The sequence below is a fragment of the Pseudomonas sp. H3(2019) genome, assembly GCF_007713465.1.
In the GTDB taxonomy this organism is placed as follows: Bacteria; Pseudomonadota; Gammaproteobacteria; order Pseudomonadales; family Pseudomonadaceae; genus Aquipseudomonas.
On record NZ_VMSG01000003.1, the window covers coordinates 265,072 to 279,368 of the forward strand.

A 14,297-nucleotide genomic window follows, 5' to 3' on the forward strand; every position below is an offset into this window, starting at 1 on the left:
GGGCGAACACTCCATTGCCTTGAGCAAACCCTTGGCCAGCCTCTGGAACGGACATTTCCCACATCACAAGTAGGAATTGCTATCATTTGCATTATTATTTTAAGACGGTATTCTCAGCGCGCATTCAGCTAAACAACTGTCCAGAAGGAGTCGGACCTGATGCGCGCCTACACGCAACAACAGCAGCAACTGCTCTCACACTGGAGCGAAGCCCTCGGCACCCAGGCTTTCCAGTCCCACCGCATCACCCTCGATCATTTGAGCAATGCGCTGGAGCCCGCTGCCCAGCGCTGCTTCCAACGCCTGATTCAGGCGCTGTTTCGTGAAGGTCTGATCAACCCCGACGCCTGCGAATATGACGACAACAGCCGCTGCTGGCTGCCGCTTGGCGACGGTGCACATCTTTGCTTCGACCACCTGTCCGGCGGCAGGATGAACAGTTGGAACGTACGCGGCAGCATCGTCCTGCACACCCCCGACGCACTGCCTCACAAGATCCAGTTGCCCAGCGAACTGCTCGCCCATCTCGCCACCCAGCTGAACCCGCCCGCCTCCCCGCAGGTACTGGAACGTCTGGCCCGCGAGCTGGATGACAGCTACAGCAACGACACCCTGTGCCTGGCGTTCCACCATGGATGGACCGAACGCCTGAGAGAGCAGATCGGCACCGAGCACGACGACAACCTGCTCGCCTGGCTCAAAGCCAGCCCCGGTCACCAGAACCCGACCTCGTTGCTCGAGCAGTGGGGCACGCTCGGCCATCCATGGCATCCCAACTACAAGACCAAACTGGGCTTGAGCGCCGCTCAGGTCATTGCTTTCTCACCGGAGTTCGAAGCGAGTTTTCCGATCGTGTTGTGCGCCCTGCACCGCCAGTACGCCCACGTCGAAATGCTGGCCGGCAGCGCCGATTACTGGAGCTGGTGGCAAGGTCACTTCCCGCAGGCCGCCGAACAATTGCAGCGCCATTTGCAACAGCTGGGCCTGGAAGTAACGGACTACCTCCCGCTCCCGTCGCACCCATGGCAAGCCGATGAAGAGCTGCCGAAATCGTTCGCCAACGAAATCGCCGACAACCTGCTGATCGTCACCGACATCGTGGCCTTCACTGGCCATCCGACCATGTCGTTCCGCACAGTCGTACCGGAGGCCAGTCGCGTTGCGCCGATGGTCAAACTGCCGGTGGCCTTGCGCCTGACCAGCGTGCAGCGCACGGTGTCGCCGCGCTCGGCCCGGATGGGGCCGCGCATCAGTCAGCTGTTGCTGGATATTCTCGATCAGGAGCCGCAGATTCAGCGTCTGCTGGACATCGTGCCGGAGCGCATCGGCCTGCACTACGCGCCACAACCGGCCAATGACGAACTCTCCCGGCATGCCGCCGTGCTGTACCGCGACAACCCGCTGACCCTGCTGCAAGAAGGCGAGTTGGCGATACCGGTCGGCAGCCTGTTCGCCGTCAACGAATTCGAACAGCCGTTGCTGCGCGATTGGGTAAGACTGGCTCAGGGCCGTGACGACAGCGAGGCCATGCTGGCGTTCTTCGATGATTACCTGTCGATTGCCGTACCAAGCCTGCTGGGCATTTACCTGATGTATGGCGTGGCGTTCGAAGCGCACCAGCAAAACAGCTTCATGGTGATGGGCGCTGACGGGCAGTTGAATCGGCTATTACTGCGTGACTTCGGCGACATTCGCATCGATCGCAAAACCCTGCACGCCAAGGGTCTGGATATCCAGCTGCACGATCCGAAAATGACCCTGTACGACGAGTCCGGTTTTGTCCGCGACAAACTCCTGCACACCACGTTCATGTGTCACCTCGGCGAACTGACGTTGCTCTGTGCCCGTCACTGGAACGTATTGGAAAACCTCCTGTGGGAGCGTTTGGCAGCGCACGTTGCACAGTGCTTCGACACCCTGCGCGAACATGTCGAACCGGCACGTTGGGACAGCGAGCGCGCGGCTCTGCTGGAACAGGATTGGCCGGCCAAATCGTTCATGCGCATGCGCTTGCACGACAGCCACGCCGACATCGTCGGACGCCTGAGCAACCCACTGCGATCCAGCGCCCATGCTCGCTGACAGTCGCACATTGCGACTGCTGGTCATCATCCAGTTGGTCTCCATGGGGGCCATGGAAATGAGCGGCCCGTTCTGGCCCTTGCAGATCCGGCATCTGCTCGGGCCAGAGGGCGCCGGCTACACCGCGCTGTTATCGGCGCTGGTCTATGCCGGTCCCATGCTCGCGGCCATGCTCCTGACGCCCGTGTGGGGCCGGTTGGGTGATCGCACCGGGCACAAGCCGATGATCGTTCGGGCATTGCTGGCATTGGCGTTGTGCCAAGGGTTGGCGGCCATCACCGTCGATCCGTGGCTGCTGGTAGGCATTCGCGTGATGCAAGGCGCACTGGCCGGGTTTCTCGCCGCCGCGCAAGCCTATGCCCTGGCCTGCTGCGACAGTTCCCGGCGCGGCCACACCCTGGCCCGTCTGCAATCGGCGACCGCCGTCGGCTCGTTGATCGGTCCGGTGCTGGGCGGTTGGCTGATGGATATCTCGGGATTCGCCCTGCTCTGTTATGGCGCGACGGCGATTTGCCTGCTGTGCGCACTGGGGAGTTTTTTCCTGCCGGCCGACAAGGCCCGGGCCTCGACGAAAAAACCGCTTGCGCCGGTGGCCCTGCCCAAAGGCTGGCTCGGTGGAATCCTGCTGGTGATCGTGTTGATTCAGGCCGCGAAGATGATGCCGCAGCCGTTCTACGCGCTGTACGTCGCCGAGATTCTGCACGCACCGAGCTGGCTGATCGGCGCCACTTATGCGGCGAGCGCCGCGACCCTGGCCATTTCCGCCCCGCTGTGGGGACGCCTGTTCGACCGCTGGCAACCGGCCTACACCTTGCGCGTCATCGAAGGCGTCGCCTGGCTGTGCGCCCTGACGCTGGCGGCCACGGCACTGGCCAACGAATGGCTGGGGTTTCTCGTCAGCCGGCTGGTCTGGGGTGTCTGGCAAGGCGCCCTGCTTCCGGTCGCCTACGCACTGATCGCCAACACCGTTGCTTCAAGCCAACAGGGTTTTGCCCTCGGCCTCGGCAACAGCGCGGCCAAGGCTGGCGCCTTGCTCGGTGCCGTCCTCGGCGGGATCGGCATGGGGCTGGTCGGGCTGGCCAACAGCTTCTGGCTGGTGGCGCTGACCTACGTGCTGGCCGCCATCGGAATTCGCTGGGTGCGGTCCTTCACCTCCACACCCGGCCCCACACCCTTTTCTACCCACACTTATCAAAACTAAAAAAAGACCACGTCATGACCCGAACCAGACTTTCTCTGTTGATTCCGCTGCTTGGCACCTTCAGCGCCCAAACCTGGGCCGAGGAGACCGAGCAGCAACCCGGCACCCTGAACATGCAAGCCACCGTCGTCTCCGCGACTCGCAGCGAAGCGAGCATCGCCTCGATTCCAGGCTCGGTCCAGGTCATCGACGAACAGCAGGTCCGCGAGCAAAGCGGCGCGGGTCGCCGAGTCTCCGACATTCTCGGGCAATTGGTGCCCGGCCTTGCGCCGTCCAGCGGCGGGATGAGCAACTTCGGCCAGACCCTGCGCGGGCGCAACATGCTGGTGTTGATCGACGGCGTATCGCAGAACGCCACGCGCGACAACTTCCGCCAGCTCAATAGCATCGCGCCGGCCAGCATCGAGCGCATCGAAGTGATTTCCGGCGCCAGCAGCATCTACGGTGCCGGCGCTTCAGGCGGCATCATCAACATCATCACCAAGCGCAACCAGGGCCAGGACATTGCCTACAGCAGCAAACTGGGCCTGACCAGCGGCAACAACCTCAACAGCAAAGGCTTCGCCTACGAAGCTTTCCAGAGTGCGACCGGGCGCAAGGATGCGCTGGACTGGTACGTGTCCGCCGACCTGACCCAGCACAACGATCAGTTCGATGGCAACGGCAAGCGCATCCCTCAGGACACCTCCCAGGGCAGCAACATGGACACCGAAACCTATGACCTGCAAGGTCGTTTCGGTTACGAGCTGGATGCCGATAAAAAACTCAGCCTGTCGCTGCAGGACTACAAGGACCAGCAGGACACGGACTTCACCAAAGACCCGAAAAACCTGCAGCAAGCCGTAGCGGTCAAAGGGCTGAAACTCGACGACCAGCCCTACACTCATAACCAGGCCGTCAACCTCAACTACACCGACAAGGACTTCTACGGTCAGGGCCTGCAGCTGGAAAGCTACTGGCGCCGAGCCGACGCGTTGTTCTTCCCGGACCTGTCACGGGGCAAGGCCGGGATCGCCGACAACAACAGCGTGCAGGATGTCTATGGCTTGCGCGCGGCGATCGACACGCCGTTGCCGGCCATCGGCAGCGCTACCGGCAATCTGGTCTGGGGCGCCGACTACGATCACGAGCGCTCGCGCCAGCGGGGTGACCAGTACACCCTCAAAGGGCTGACTTACACCAAGACCGGCACCACCTACGAGATGGGCCCGGATCTCGAAACCACCACCAAGGCACTGTTCGGGCAAATGTCCTGGGACGTTGGCGACTGGACCTTGCGTGGCGGTGTGCGTCGCGAGTGGATCGAAAGTGAGGTCGCCGACAGCATCGCCTACGGTCAGATCGTCCAGACCGGCGTCCGCGCCACCCTGCCCGGCGACACCCTCAAATATGACGCCACGCTGTACAACCTGGGCGCGGTCTATCACCTGAGTGAAAATCAGGACATCTTCGCCAATTACAGCCAGGGTTTTTCGCTGCCGGATATCCAGCGCTTCTTGCGTGATGTGAACAGCACCTTCGACATCCAGAGCCTCAACGCCCAGGCCATCAAGGTCGACAGCTACGAGCTGGGCTGGCGCGGTAACTGGGACCAGTGGCAGGCCGACGTCACCGTGTATGAAAACACCTCGGACGTGACCCAGTTCTACGATGCCAATGATCGTGTCCTGCGCCTGATCAACCAGAAGGAACGGGTGCGCGGCATCGAAAACAGCCTGACCTACCGGGCGACCGATCACTGGTCGGTGGGGGGAACTTATGCGTGGGCCAAGGGCGAGACCGAGCAGAACGGCAAATGGATCGACCTGCCGGCGACACGCATCTCACCGGCCAAGACCACGCTGTTCGTCGGCTACACCGAAGATGACTACACCCTGCGTTTGCAAGGCATGCGCCTGGCCAGTTACGACGCCGCCGCCAAGGACGACAACGGGCGTGACATCAAGGGCTATACGCTGGTGGACTTGCTGGGTTCCGTGCGATTGCCGGTCGGGCGTCTCGAAGGCGGGGTGTATAACCTGACCGACCGCACATACGTCAACCTGTTCGCCCAGGCCAACGCAAAAGCGCCGTACGCCAACGCCGAAGGCCGTACGTTGAGCATGAGCTACTCGATCGACTGGTAAAAAAAAGCAGGAGCTGGCTAGCCGGCTCCTGCACTGTCGATGGTGTTACAAACCGCGCAAATCGCGCTCTTCGATCGGCCGGCTCTGGCGCAGACGCTTGCCACCCAACACCACCCAGTCGATCAGGCGGAACAGGCATTCCAGACCGAACGACAGCAACATCGCCCCGCTCAGCCCCCAGCCCATGGCTTCGGGCGTCAGCAGCAACTGGTAGCTGTAGCCATTCCAGGTTTCCTTGCGAATATCCGGGTCAGCCGCCAACACCACCTGCAAGACGCGGATGTACCACGGGCCTTGCATGGCCTGGAATTGCTTGTCCAGCGCCAATTGGCGAGTGAGCAAGGTGCTCAGGCTGTCGGCATCACTGCGAAACACCGGGTCGTCACTGGCACGGTAATGAGCGACCAGTGCTTGCAGGTCGCCCTTGAAGAACTGCTCGGCAGTGCCTTGAAAACCTCGCAAGCCGGTCTGCGCTTCGATCAGGTGCGCCTCGACCCGCTTGGCGTAATCGTTGATGAAACCCGGTACCTGCACACCCACCAACAGGCCGATCGCAAACAACACCAGCCGCAAATAACTGAGCAACATAGAAAGGTGTTCCTTATTCGGTCTTGCCCTGGCTGACGCATTCACCGCGTCGCCACAGGCTCCATTGACCCGGTTCGTAACGGGTCCAGGTTTCGTTTTCGGTCAGGGGTTCGGTAGCAATGACCGTCACCACATCGTTGGGTGTGGTTTCGGCCTGGAAGTCGACGATGACGTCTGCATCCTTCAAGCGTGCCGGACCAAACGGCGCACGTCGGGTGATCTGTGCCAATTTGCTCGAGCAATAACAGAACAGCCAGTCGCCGTCGCTCAACAGGCAGTTGAACACGCCTTTGCTACGGTATTCGGCACACGCCGCCACCAGGCTCGGTAGCAACTGCTCGACTTCAACCGGCTCCGGGAAGGCTTCACGCACGCGGTTGAGTACATCGCAGAACGCCGCTTCACTGTCGGTGTCGCCTATCGGCCGGTAAAAGCTGGCGGTTGGCTGGAAGTCGGTGAGTTGGCCGTTATGTGCGAAACACCAGTTGCGTCCCCACAATTCACGCACGAACGGGTGAGTGTTGGACAGGCAGACCTTGCCGACGTTGGCCTGGCGGATATGCCCGATCACCACTTCGCTCTTGATCGGATAGCGCTGCACCAGCAGCGCGACTTCGGAATCACAACTCGCCGCCGGGTCCTGAAACAAGCGCAGGCCGCGGCCTTCATAGAACCCGATACCCCAACCGTCCCGATGCGGGCCGGTTCGACCGCCTCGCTGCATCAGCCCGGTGAAGCTGAACACGATATCGGTCGGTACATTGGCGCTCATGCCCAATAATTCACACATGCCTGGACTCTCGCTTCAATGCCGGGGCAACGTCAAAGACGGGGTTCAACTCGCGAACGCTGGGGGTTGCTCGGAACCGGTGGACGACCATAACGATCGTCACCAGCACCGCCAAAGGGCTGGTCATCATCTGGATCGGCAGCCTTGGCAGCGGCTTTCGCGGCGGCTTCCCGTTCCTTGCGAGCATTGGCGGCGCGCTCGATGGGAAAGCGGATCAACGCGAAGATCAGGTAAATGCCGAAGGCGATCATGCTGTACATGACCAGGTCGGAAATCGCGCGCCAGATGTTGTTACCGACTTTGAACAGCAGGTCCAGGGCAGTAATGGCGATGGCCGGGGCGAATTTTTCCTTCACCGGGTCGATAATGGTCGGGCTGAACAACAGCACGACCACGAGCAGACGCAGTGGCTCGCGCAACCAGCGCCACATCCAGCGGGTCAGCCGCATCCACACCAACAGGCAGCCTAAAGCGGCAAAGGCGTAAAGGCCCCAAGCGATCAGATAGTCGTTCTCGGTCATGGTGTCCATGGCAAGGCAGGCAAAGAGGCGCTTATGATAACGGCTTTTCACCGATCAGGCTGCCCCGCTGTCTGTGAAGCCATTTTTACATTACGCCCGAGAGTCCTTCATGCCCCTATCCGCCCACGTTTGCAGCGCCCCGATTGCCCACAAGGCCGACGGCGATGACCCGTACGCCTGGCTGCAGGAGCGCGACAGCGCACAGGTGCTCGACTACCTCAAGGCTGAAAACAGCTATCAGGAAGCACAACTGGCCGACCAGGCCGAGCTGCGGGAAACCCTGTTCAACGAAATAAAAAGCCGGATTCTCGAAACCGACCTGTCGCTGCCGTCCCCGTGGGGGCCTTACCTGTATTACACCCGCACCGTCGCCGGTGACGAATATGCCCGGCATTACCGCTGCCCGCGTCCGGCCGACGACAGCCTGCTGGTCGACGAAAGCCAGGAACAGCTGCTGCTCGACCCCAATGTGCTGGCCAATGGCGGTTTTTTCTCGCTGGGTGCCTTCAGCATCAGTCCGGACCACCAGCGCCTGGCCTACAGCCTCGATACCAGCGGTGAAGAGATTTACACGCTGTTCGTCAAGGAGCTGTCCAACGGCAAGGTCAGCGAACTGGCGTTCGAGAATTGCGACGGCAGCATGACCTGGGCCAACGACAGCCTGACGCTGTTTTTCGGCGAACTGGATGACACCCATCGCCCGCACAAGCTGTTTCGTTATCGTCTCGACGGGACCGCCGCCGAAGAAGTCTTCTTTGAGCCGGACGGGCGGTTTTTCCTGCACTGCTATCGCTCCAGCTCCGAACGCCAGTTGCTGCTGTCGCTGGGCAGTAAAACCACCAGCGAAGTCTGGGTGCTCGATGCGTCGCAGCCACAGCAGGCCTTCACCTGCCTGGCACCACGGGTTGAAGATCACGAGTACGACGTCGACCACGGCAAGCTCGACGACCAATGGACCTGGCTGATTCGCAGCAACCGCGACGGCATCAACTTCGCCCTGTATCAGGCCGCCGACACAGGGATCGCGCCAACCGAAAGCGACTGGCAAAACCTGATCCCTCACAGCGACACGGTGATGCTTGACGGCATGAGCCTGAATGCTTCGGCCATGACCCTGAGCCTGCGCGAAGGCGGTTTGCCGATCATCGAGGTTCACCCGCAAGGCCTGCCCGCTTACCGCGTGCAACTGCCGGACGCGGCCTACAGCCTGCATGTGCAAAACAGCCTGGAATTTGCCAGCGACAAGATCCGTCTGCGCTATGAGGCGTTGAATCGCCCGGCGCAGATTCGCCAGCTCACCCTCGCCAGCGGCGAACAGAAAGTCCTCAAGGAAACCCAGGTGCTTGGCCCCTTCGACGCCGATGCCTACGTCAGTCAGCGCCTGTGGGCGACCGCACCCGATGGCACACAGGTGCCGATCAGCCTGGTGGTCAAACGTGAAATGCTCGGCAAACCGACGCCGCTTTACCTCTATGGCTACGGCGCCTACGGCGAAAGCCTCGACCCGTGGTTCTCCCATGCGCGCCTGAGCCTGCTCGATCGCGGCATGGCCTTCGCCATCGCCCACGTGCGCGGTGGTGGTGAACTGGGCGAAGCCTGGTATCGCGCCGGCAAGCAGGAACACAAGCAGAACACCTTCAACGACTTCATCGCCTGCGCCGAACACCTGATCGCCAACGGCCACACCACCGCCAAACAACTGGCCATCAGCGGCGGCAGTGCCGGCGGATTGCTGATCGGTGCGGTGCTCAACCAACGGCCGGAACTGTTCGCGGCGGCGATTGCCGAGGTGCCGTTCGTCGATGTGCTCAACACCATGCTCGACCCGGACCTGCCGCTGACCGTCACCGAATACGACGAGTGGGGCAATCCGGAAGAGCCGGCAGTTTATGATCGGATCAAGGCGTACGCGCCGTACGAGAACGTCAGCGCTCACGCCTATCCGGCAACCCTGGTGATCGCCGGCTACAACGACAGTCGCGTGCAGTATTGGGAAGCCGCCAAGTGGGTGGCCAAGTTGCGGGCGAGCAAATCCGACAACAATCTGCTGCTGCTCAAGACCGAACTGGGTGCCGGTCATGGCGGGATGAGCGGGCGTTATCAGGGATTACGTGACGTAGCCCTCGAATACGCATTTGTTTTCAAGGTATTGGGTATCGTCTGAGGAACTCTGCCTGCCGGCCCGGTCTTAACACTGGGCCGCTGGCCTGCATGCCCTAATGTAAAGCACAAGAAAAAGACTGTGATGACATGTCAGAACCGACCCTGTTGAACAAAGAAATTCGCGACTGGCTGATGGACTGTGGCCTGTTCGATCAGCTGCAACTGGCCGATTTCACGGCGGCTGCCGGCTACTTCAGCATCAGCACCATCGCCGAGGGCCAGGAGATCTTCCACGAAGGTGATGCCGGCAGCTTCATGTGCATCATTCACTCGGGTCAGGTGGCGGTGCAAAAAACCAATAGCGACGGCAAGCCGGTGACGATTGCAACGCTGCGCAGCGGTCGGGCATTTGGCGAAATGGCCGTCCTCGACGGCGAGCGGCGTTCGGCCAGTTGCGTGGCGGCAAGCAATTGCCAACTGCTCAACCTGGGCAAGGACTCGCTGGAAAAGATGCTCAACGACGCACCGAAAATTGCCGCGAAAATCATCCGCGCCATCGCCGTGTCGCTGTCCAAACGCCTGCGCATGGCCGACGGCCAATTGCTCTCGCAACAGATTTAACCGCCGGGGGATTTGTTTTTTTGCTGAATCTGCTCAAGCCCCGGCAAGGTCTGGTCCTTGGGCGGGTTAGGCATTTCGATCGGTGGCAACAACGGTTCACCACCGCTACCGCTGCCGACCTTGGGCACCGTGGTCGGGGTAATCTGCGGGTATGGCGTGGGGGTTGCGGTGCCGGGTGAACCGGGGGCCGCTGACGGTGTAACAGGGACCGCTTGCAACTCTTGCGCCTGCGCTGCACTTATCGAGAGCGCGGCCAATACAATGACCGTTAGAATGGTGCACTTCATCAATGGCTCCGTTGCCCTTGCTTGTGACCTTAAGGCTACTCCCAACCGCGCAAGATTGCCCTTCTCAATGCCGGTTTCTCCTCCCTGATACCAGTTTCCCTCCTTAAAGAGAGCCCCATGAAACGTTTCGTTCTGCTCGACACCACCCCGATCCCCGAAAACGGCGGTGCCCTGTGCCTGTTCGAGTACGGCGAAGATTTCGTCATCAAGATCCAGGGCGGTGACGGCGGACAATTGATGAACACCCGCATGCACGGCTCCGAAGACGCCTTGGCCGAGATTCCTTGCCGCAAGGTCGCCGGCCGGCCGAATTCACGGGTGCTGATCGGAGGCCTCGGCATGGGGTTCACCCTCGCTTCGGCGCTCAAGCACCTGGGCAAGGCCGCTGAAGTGGTGGTCGCCGAACTGGTGCCAGGGGTGGTCGAGTGGAACCGTGGGCCGCTGGGCGAAAAGTCCGGGCGACCGCTGCTCGACCCGCGCACGGTGATCCGCATGGAAGACGTGGCCAAGGTCCTGCAGGCCGAGCCGCAAGGTTTCGACGCGATCATGCTCGACGTCGACAACGGCCCCGAAGGCCTGACCCAGAAAGCCAACAGCTGGCTGTACTCGGCCGGCGGCCTGAGCGCCTGCGCCAAGGCCCTGCGCCCCAAAGGCGTGCTCGCGGTATGGTCGGCCAGCGCTGACCGGCAGTTTTCCGACAAATTGAAAAAAGCCGGCTTCAAAGCCGAAGAAGTGCAAGTCTTCGCCCACGGCAACAAAGGCACCCGGCACACGATCTGGATTGCCGAGAAGCTCAAGAGCTGAGCTAAACTTGCCTCATAACCGTCATTAGTCTTTTTACAAAGGTGAACCCATGAGTTCGTCAACGCCTCCCTCCAACACGGCCAAACTGGACCGCATCCTCGCCGACGCCCAGCGCGACCGTGAAATGGGTTACCGCGACAAGGCCCTGAAGATGTACCCGCACGTTTGCGGGCGCTGCGCCCGTGAGTTCTCCGGCAAACGCCTGAGCGAGCTGACCGTGCACCACCGCGATCACAACCACGACAACAACCCGCAAGACGGCTCCAACTGGGAGCTGCTGTGCCTGTACTGCCACGACAACGAACACTCGCGCTACACCGACCAGCAGTACTTCGGCGACGGCTCGCTGAGCACGCCGAAAATCGCCAAGGCGACGCATAACCCGTTTGCCGCGTTGGCCGGGTTGATGAAAAAAGACGACTGACGTGCAATATCCCGAACGTCATAGGAGCTTTTGAAACTCGGTACCTGCCGCAAGCTGCTTGTATTCAACATGAAACTTTCATCAGAAAGTCTGGCAACTTTTATTGGCAAAATTGGACACCCGGTAATGATCTTTTCATTAGGTAACCGAAATGTCCCGTATTTTGACGATAGAAGACGATGCCGTGACGGCCAGGGAAATTGCAACCGAGTTGCAAAGCCACGGATTTGAAGTGGATTGGGTGGACAATGGCCGTGAAGGCCTGGTGAGTGCCGTCAGTGGCAATTACGACCTGATCACGCTCGACCGCATGCTCCCCGAGCTTGATGGCCTGGCCATTGTCACCACGCTGCGAGCCATCGGCGTGGCGACGCCGATTCTGATGATCAGTGCCCTCTCCGATATTGACGAACGCGTACGCGGCTTGCGCGCAGGTGGCGACGATTACCTGTCCAAGCCGTTCGCCACCGATGAGATGGCAGCGCGTGTCGAAGTGCTGCTACGGCGTAAAAGCCCGGTCGGAAAGTTCGAAACCACCCTCAAAGTCGCCGACCTGGAGCTCAATCTGATCAGCCACGAAGCCAATCGTGCCGGTCAGCCGCTGAGTCTGCTGCCTACCGAGTACAAACTGCTGGAATTCATGATGCGCAATCCGGGACAAGTTCTCTCGCGGATGATGATTTTCGAAGAAGTATGGGGTTATCACTTCGACCCGGGAACCAACCTGATCGACGTGCATATCGGGCGCCTGCGCAAGAAGATCGATCCTCCCGGCCTGACTCCCTTGATCCGGACGATGCGAGGCTCGGGCTATGTCATTGCTGACCCCCTCTAAAGGCTGGAGCTCTTCGACCAGTCGCTTGCTGGCGCTCTACAGTACGTTGTTCGTGATCTGGAGCGGTGTCCTGATGGGCGGACTCTATTACGAAGTTTCCGGCTACATGAACCGTCTGGCCAAACACTCGTTGATGCAGCGCCAGCACCTGCTCTCGCGTTTTCAAGGCGATCAACTGATCGAAGCGCTGACCACCAGCATGCAGTTCGATATGCCGAATGTGGATGCCTTTGGGGTATTCGACCGCCAAAAAAAACCGCTGAACGGAGCAATCCGGAAAATCCCTGCACAACTGCCGCTGGACGGCCATATTCACGAATTGAACAGTTGCGTAGATTCCGACGATCCCGCGCTGCCGCAGTCCAGTTGTTATGCCATCGCGACCCACATCCAGAATGACCGCTGGCTGGTACTGGTTCGGGATAACGGTTCATTACTCGCAGTCACCCTGATCATTTGGCATGCGCTGCTCTGGGGTATTGCCTTGACCATCATTCCCGGTATCGCGGCCTGGCAACTGTTGCGCCGCCGCCCACTGCACCGGATTCGAGCGATTCAGGCCAGTGCGCAATCCATTGTCGCCGGCAAACTGACCCATCGCCTGCCGCTGTCGGATCGACGCGACGAACTGGATATGCTCGCCGCTATCGCCAACGCCATGCTTGAACGCATCGAGCGGTTGCTGAATGAAGTCAAAGGTACATGCGACAACATTGCACATGACTTGCGCACCCCCCTCACCCATATACGGACACAGCTCTACCGTATTCAACAACAGGCCAGTGAAGGTTCGCCGCAAGCCTTGCAAATGAACAAGGTCATTGCCGAAGCCGATACGTTGATGGCGCGCTTTCGCGGCCTGCTGCGCATCTCTGAACTGGAAGATCATCAGCGTCGCTCCGAGTTCATCCAGTTCGATCCAATGACGTTGTTGAAGGAGGTTCATGACTTCTATTTGCCGCTTGCCGAGGAGCGCCAACTCACCCTGCTGTTGCAGCTACCGCAATCGCTGCCATCCCTGGACGGCGACCGGGCATTGCTGTTCGAAGCGCTGGCCAACCTGCTGAGCAATTCGATCAAATTCACACCGCACGGCGGTGAGGTCATCCTCAAGGCCGTCAGTCATGAAGGCAGCACACGGATCGAAGTGTTGGACTCCGGCCCGGGAATTCCTCCCGCTGAACGAGAGGCGGTATTCCAGCGGTTCTATCGCTGCGACAGCACTCACCAGCAGAGCGGCTTCGGACTGGGGCTATCGATTGTCGCAGCGATCATCGATCTGCACGGGTTCAGACTGGAGGTCGGAACCCGTGAGCATGGAGGCGCTCGGCTGGTTCTGGATTGTTGATCTGGTTAGATCCGGTTCGGGCAAAGCCATAGTGCGCCGACCTGGCCAGTTTCAGTCGCGCGCGATAGCCCTCTGGAAGTGCTTACCCCGGCATGCATCTAAAGTCGCCAGTCTGCGCGACTTGCTGGCCGTGGGAGTCCTCCAGACGGGCACTGACTTCCTGCCCCAGGCTCGACTCCACCAGTGTGTAGTGTTCGCCCGCCTTGAATTGGTTGTAGCGGACCTCGCCTTGGCAGTCCTGCTGGTTCGAGTCACCACTCGGGATCTCGAACAGCGTCACGGCCAGATCATGAGCACCGGGGGTCACTTCGAAAAAGCGTCCGTCATCGATACGTTTGCCATCCACCCGTTCTGCCAGCATGTCATTGGGCGCCTCATCCCGAAGCCCGATCCAGGCCATGCCCGGATCAGGTTTTGGCATCGGGCCGGCACAGGCGGACAACAGACAGGCCACGCTCAGGCCAGGAATCAGCAACAGTTGTTTAAGTGTCATCGAATGACTCTCTCTCATGTAAAAAACACAGACCCCGGCATGCCTGAAGGTCAATCAGCAATCGTTGGAAAGCT

14 protein-coding genes are annotated in these 14,297 nt (G+C 60.3%); 9 read left to right on the forward strand and 5 right to left on the reverse strand.

Going from position 1 to position 14,297, the window contains the following annotated elements; all coding sequences use genetic code 11:
* The first annotated feature begins 159 nt into the window (after positions 1-159).
* From FPT12_RS05320 to FPT12_RS05330, 3 genes are read left to right on the forward strand one after another with little or no spacing between them, the layout of a single operon-like run.
* Positions 160-2,082: an IucA/IucC family siderophore biosynthesis protein gene (locus FPT12_RS05320; protein ID WP_145014967.1), complete on the forward strand. Its 1,923-nt coding sequence runs from the start codon at positions 160-162 to the stop codon at positions 2,080-2,082.
* Positions 2,072-3,283 (forward strand): MFS transporter, encoded by a 1,212-nt coding sequence (locus tag FPT12_RS05325; protein WP_145014968.1) that lies wholly within the window; start codon positions 2,072-2,074, stop codon positions 3,281-3,283. Before FPT12_RS05320 ends, FPT12_RS05325 begins: the two co-directional genes overlap by 11 nt.
* A gap of 14 nt (positions 3,284-3,297) precedes the next feature.
* Positions 3,298-5,409: a TonB-dependent receptor gene (locus FPT12_RS05330; RefSeq protein WP_145014969.1), complete on the forward strand. Its 2,112-nt coding sequence runs from the start codon at positions 3,298-3,300 to the stop codon at positions 5,407-5,409.
* A gap of 45 nt (positions 5,410-5,454) precedes the next feature.
* Here the strand turns inward: FPT12_RS05330 and FPT12_RS05335 are convergent, their stop codons facing one another.
* Genes FPT12_RS05335 through FPT12_RS05345 form a run of 3 tightly spaced genes read right to left on the reverse strand, consistent with a single transcriptional unit; the run spans position 5,455 to position 7,317 of the window.
* The gene (locus FPT12_RS05335; RefSeq protein ID WP_019692484.1) at positions 5,455-5,997 is read right to left on the reverse strand and encodes a DUF2937 family protein; all 543 of its coding nucleotides are present in this window, start codon (positions 5,995-5,997) and stop codon (positions 5,455-5,457) included.
* A gap of 13 nt (positions 5,998-6,010) precedes the next feature.
* Positions 6,011-6,787 (reverse strand): class II glutamine amidotransferase, encoded by a 777-nt coding sequence (locus tag FPT12_RS05340; RefSeq protein WP_145014970.1) that lies wholly within the window; start codon positions 6,785-6,787, stop codon positions 6,011-6,013.
* A 32-nt stretch (positions 6,788-6,819) separates the two neighbouring features.
* Positions 6,820-7,317, reverse strand: coding sequence for an MFS transporter (locus tag FPT12_RS05345; protein ID WP_145015007.1), 498 nt, complete (start codon positions 7,315-7,317; stop codon positions 6,820-6,822).
* A 100-nt stretch (positions 7,318-7,417) separates the two neighbouring features.
* Between FPT12_RS05345 and FPT12_RS05350 the strand changes: the two genes are divergently transcribed.
* Together FPT12_RS05350 and FPT12_RS05355 are read left to right on the forward strand one after the other, a co-directional pair.
* Positions 7,418-9,472 (forward strand): S9 family peptidase, encoded by a 2,055-nt coding sequence (locus FPT12_RS05350; RefSeq protein ID WP_145014971.1) that lies wholly within the window; start codon positions 7,418-7,420, stop codon positions 9,470-9,472.
* Between the two features lie 86 nt (positions 9,473-9,558).
* Positions 9,559-10,032, forward strand: coding sequence for a cyclic nucleotide-binding domain-containing protein (locus FPT12_RS05355; RefSeq protein WP_054598263.1), 474 nt, complete (start codon positions 9,559-9,561; stop codon positions 10,030-10,032).
* Here FPT12_RS05355 and FPT12_RS05360 read toward each other — a convergent pair.
* The gene (locus FPT12_RS05360) at positions 10,029-10,319 is read right to left on the reverse strand and encodes a hypothetical protein (RefSeq protein WP_145014972.1); all 291 of its coding nucleotides are present in this window, start codon (positions 10,317-10,319) and stop codon (positions 10,029-10,031) included. The genes FPT12_RS05355 and FPT12_RS05360 overlap by 4 nt on opposite strands.
* A gap of 117 nt (positions 10,320-10,436) precedes the next feature.
* On the opposite strand from FPT12_RS05360, the gene FPT12_RS05365 reads away from it, so the two are divergent.
* The 4 genes from FPT12_RS05365 (at position 10,437) to FPT12_RS05380 (ending at position 13,730) form a co-directional block, all read left to right on the forward strand.
* Positions 10,437-11,123, forward strand: a complete 687-nt coding sequence (locus tag FPT12_RS05365; protein ID WP_145014973.1) for a spermidine synthase — start codon at positions 10,437-10,439, stop codon at positions 11,121-11,123.
* Positions 11,124-11,172: 49 nt separating this feature from the next.
* Positions 11,173-11,547: a YajD family HNH nuclease gene (locus tag FPT12_RS05370; protein ID WP_054596159.1), complete on the forward strand. Its 375-nt coding sequence runs from the start codon at positions 11,173-11,175 to the stop codon at positions 11,545-11,547.
* 151 nt (positions 11,548-11,698) lie between these two features.
* Positions 11,699-12,382 carry a response regulator transcription factor gene (locus tag FPT12_RS05375; RefSeq protein ID WP_123582215.1) on the forward strand — a complete coding sequence of 228 codons (684 nt, stop codon included), beginning with the start codon at positions 11,699-11,701 and terminating at the stop codon, positions 12,380-12,382.
* Positions 12,360-13,730 (forward strand): HAMP domain-containing sensor histidine kinase, encoded by a 1,371-nt coding sequence (locus tag FPT12_RS05380; protein WP_145014974.1) that lies wholly within the window; start codon positions 12,360-12,362, stop codon positions 13,728-13,730. The genes FPT12_RS05375 and FPT12_RS05380 overlap by 23 nt, the downstream gene beginning before the upstream one ends.
* An 82-nt stretch (positions 13,731-13,812) precedes the next feature.
* Here FPT12_RS05380 and FPT12_RS05385 read toward each other — a convergent pair whose 3' ends face one another.
* Positions 13,813-14,223 carry a hypothetical protein gene (locus FPT12_RS05385; RefSeq protein WP_054596156.1) on the reverse strand — a complete coding sequence of 137 codons (411 nt, stop codon included), beginning with the start codon at positions 14,221-14,223 and terminating at the stop codon, positions 13,813-13,815.
* Between the last annotated feature and the right edge of the window lie 74 nt (positions 14,224-14,297).

Coding starts and splice junctions, on each gene's coding strand:
- FPT12_RS05320 (WP_145014967.1), top strand. CDS start 160: ATGCGCGCCTACACGCAACAACAGCAGCAACTGCTCTCACACTGGAGC.
- FPT12_RS05325 (WP_145014968.1), top strand. CDS start 2,072: ATGCTCGCTGACAGTCGCACATTGCGACTGCTGGTCATCATCCAGTTG.
- FPT12_RS05330 (WP_145014969.1), top strand. CDS start 3,298: ATGACCCGAACCAGACTTTCTCTGTTGATTCCGCTGCTTGGCACCTTC.
- FPT12_RS05335 (WP_019692484.1), bottom strand. CDS start 5,997: ATGTTGCTCAGTTATTTGCGGCTGGTGTTGTTTGCGATCGGCCTGTTG.
- FPT12_RS05340 (WP_145014970.1), bottom strand. CDS start 6,787: ATGTGTGAATTATTGGGCATGAGCGCCAATGTACCGACCGATATCGTG.
- FPT12_RS05345 (WP_145015007.1), bottom strand. CDS start 7,317: ATGGACACCATGACCGAGAACGACTATCTGATCGCTTGGGGCCTTTAC.
- FPT12_RS05350 (WP_145014971.1), top strand. CDS start 7,418: ATGCCCCTATCCGCCCACGTTTGCAGCGCCCCGATTGCCCACAAGGCC.
- FPT12_RS05355 (WP_054598263.1), top strand. CDS start 9,559: ATGTCAGAACCGACCCTGTTGAACAAAGAAATTCGCGACTGGCTGATG.
- FPT12_RS05360 (WP_145014972.1), bottom strand. CDS start 10,319: ATGAAGTGCACCATTCTAACGGTCATTGTATTGGCCGCGCTCTCGATA.
- FPT12_RS05365 (WP_145014973.1), top strand. CDS start 10,437: ATGAAACGTTTCGTTCTGCTCGACACCACCCCGATCCCCGAAAACGGC.
- FPT12_RS05370 (WP_054596159.1), top strand. CDS start 11,173: ATGAGTTCGTCAACGCCTCCCTCCAACACGGCCAAACTGGACCGCATC.
- FPT12_RS05375 (WP_123582215.1), top strand. CDS start 11,699: ATGTCCCGTATTTTGACGATAGAAGACGATGCCGTGACGGCCAGGGAA.
- FPT12_RS05380 (WP_145014974.1), top strand. CDS start 12,360: ATGTCATTGCTGACCCCCTCTAAAGGCTGGAGCTCTTCGACCAGTCGC.
- FPT12_RS05385 (WP_054596156.1), bottom strand. CDS start 14,223: ATGACACTTAAACAACTGTTGCTGATTCCTGGCCTGAGCGTGGCCTGT.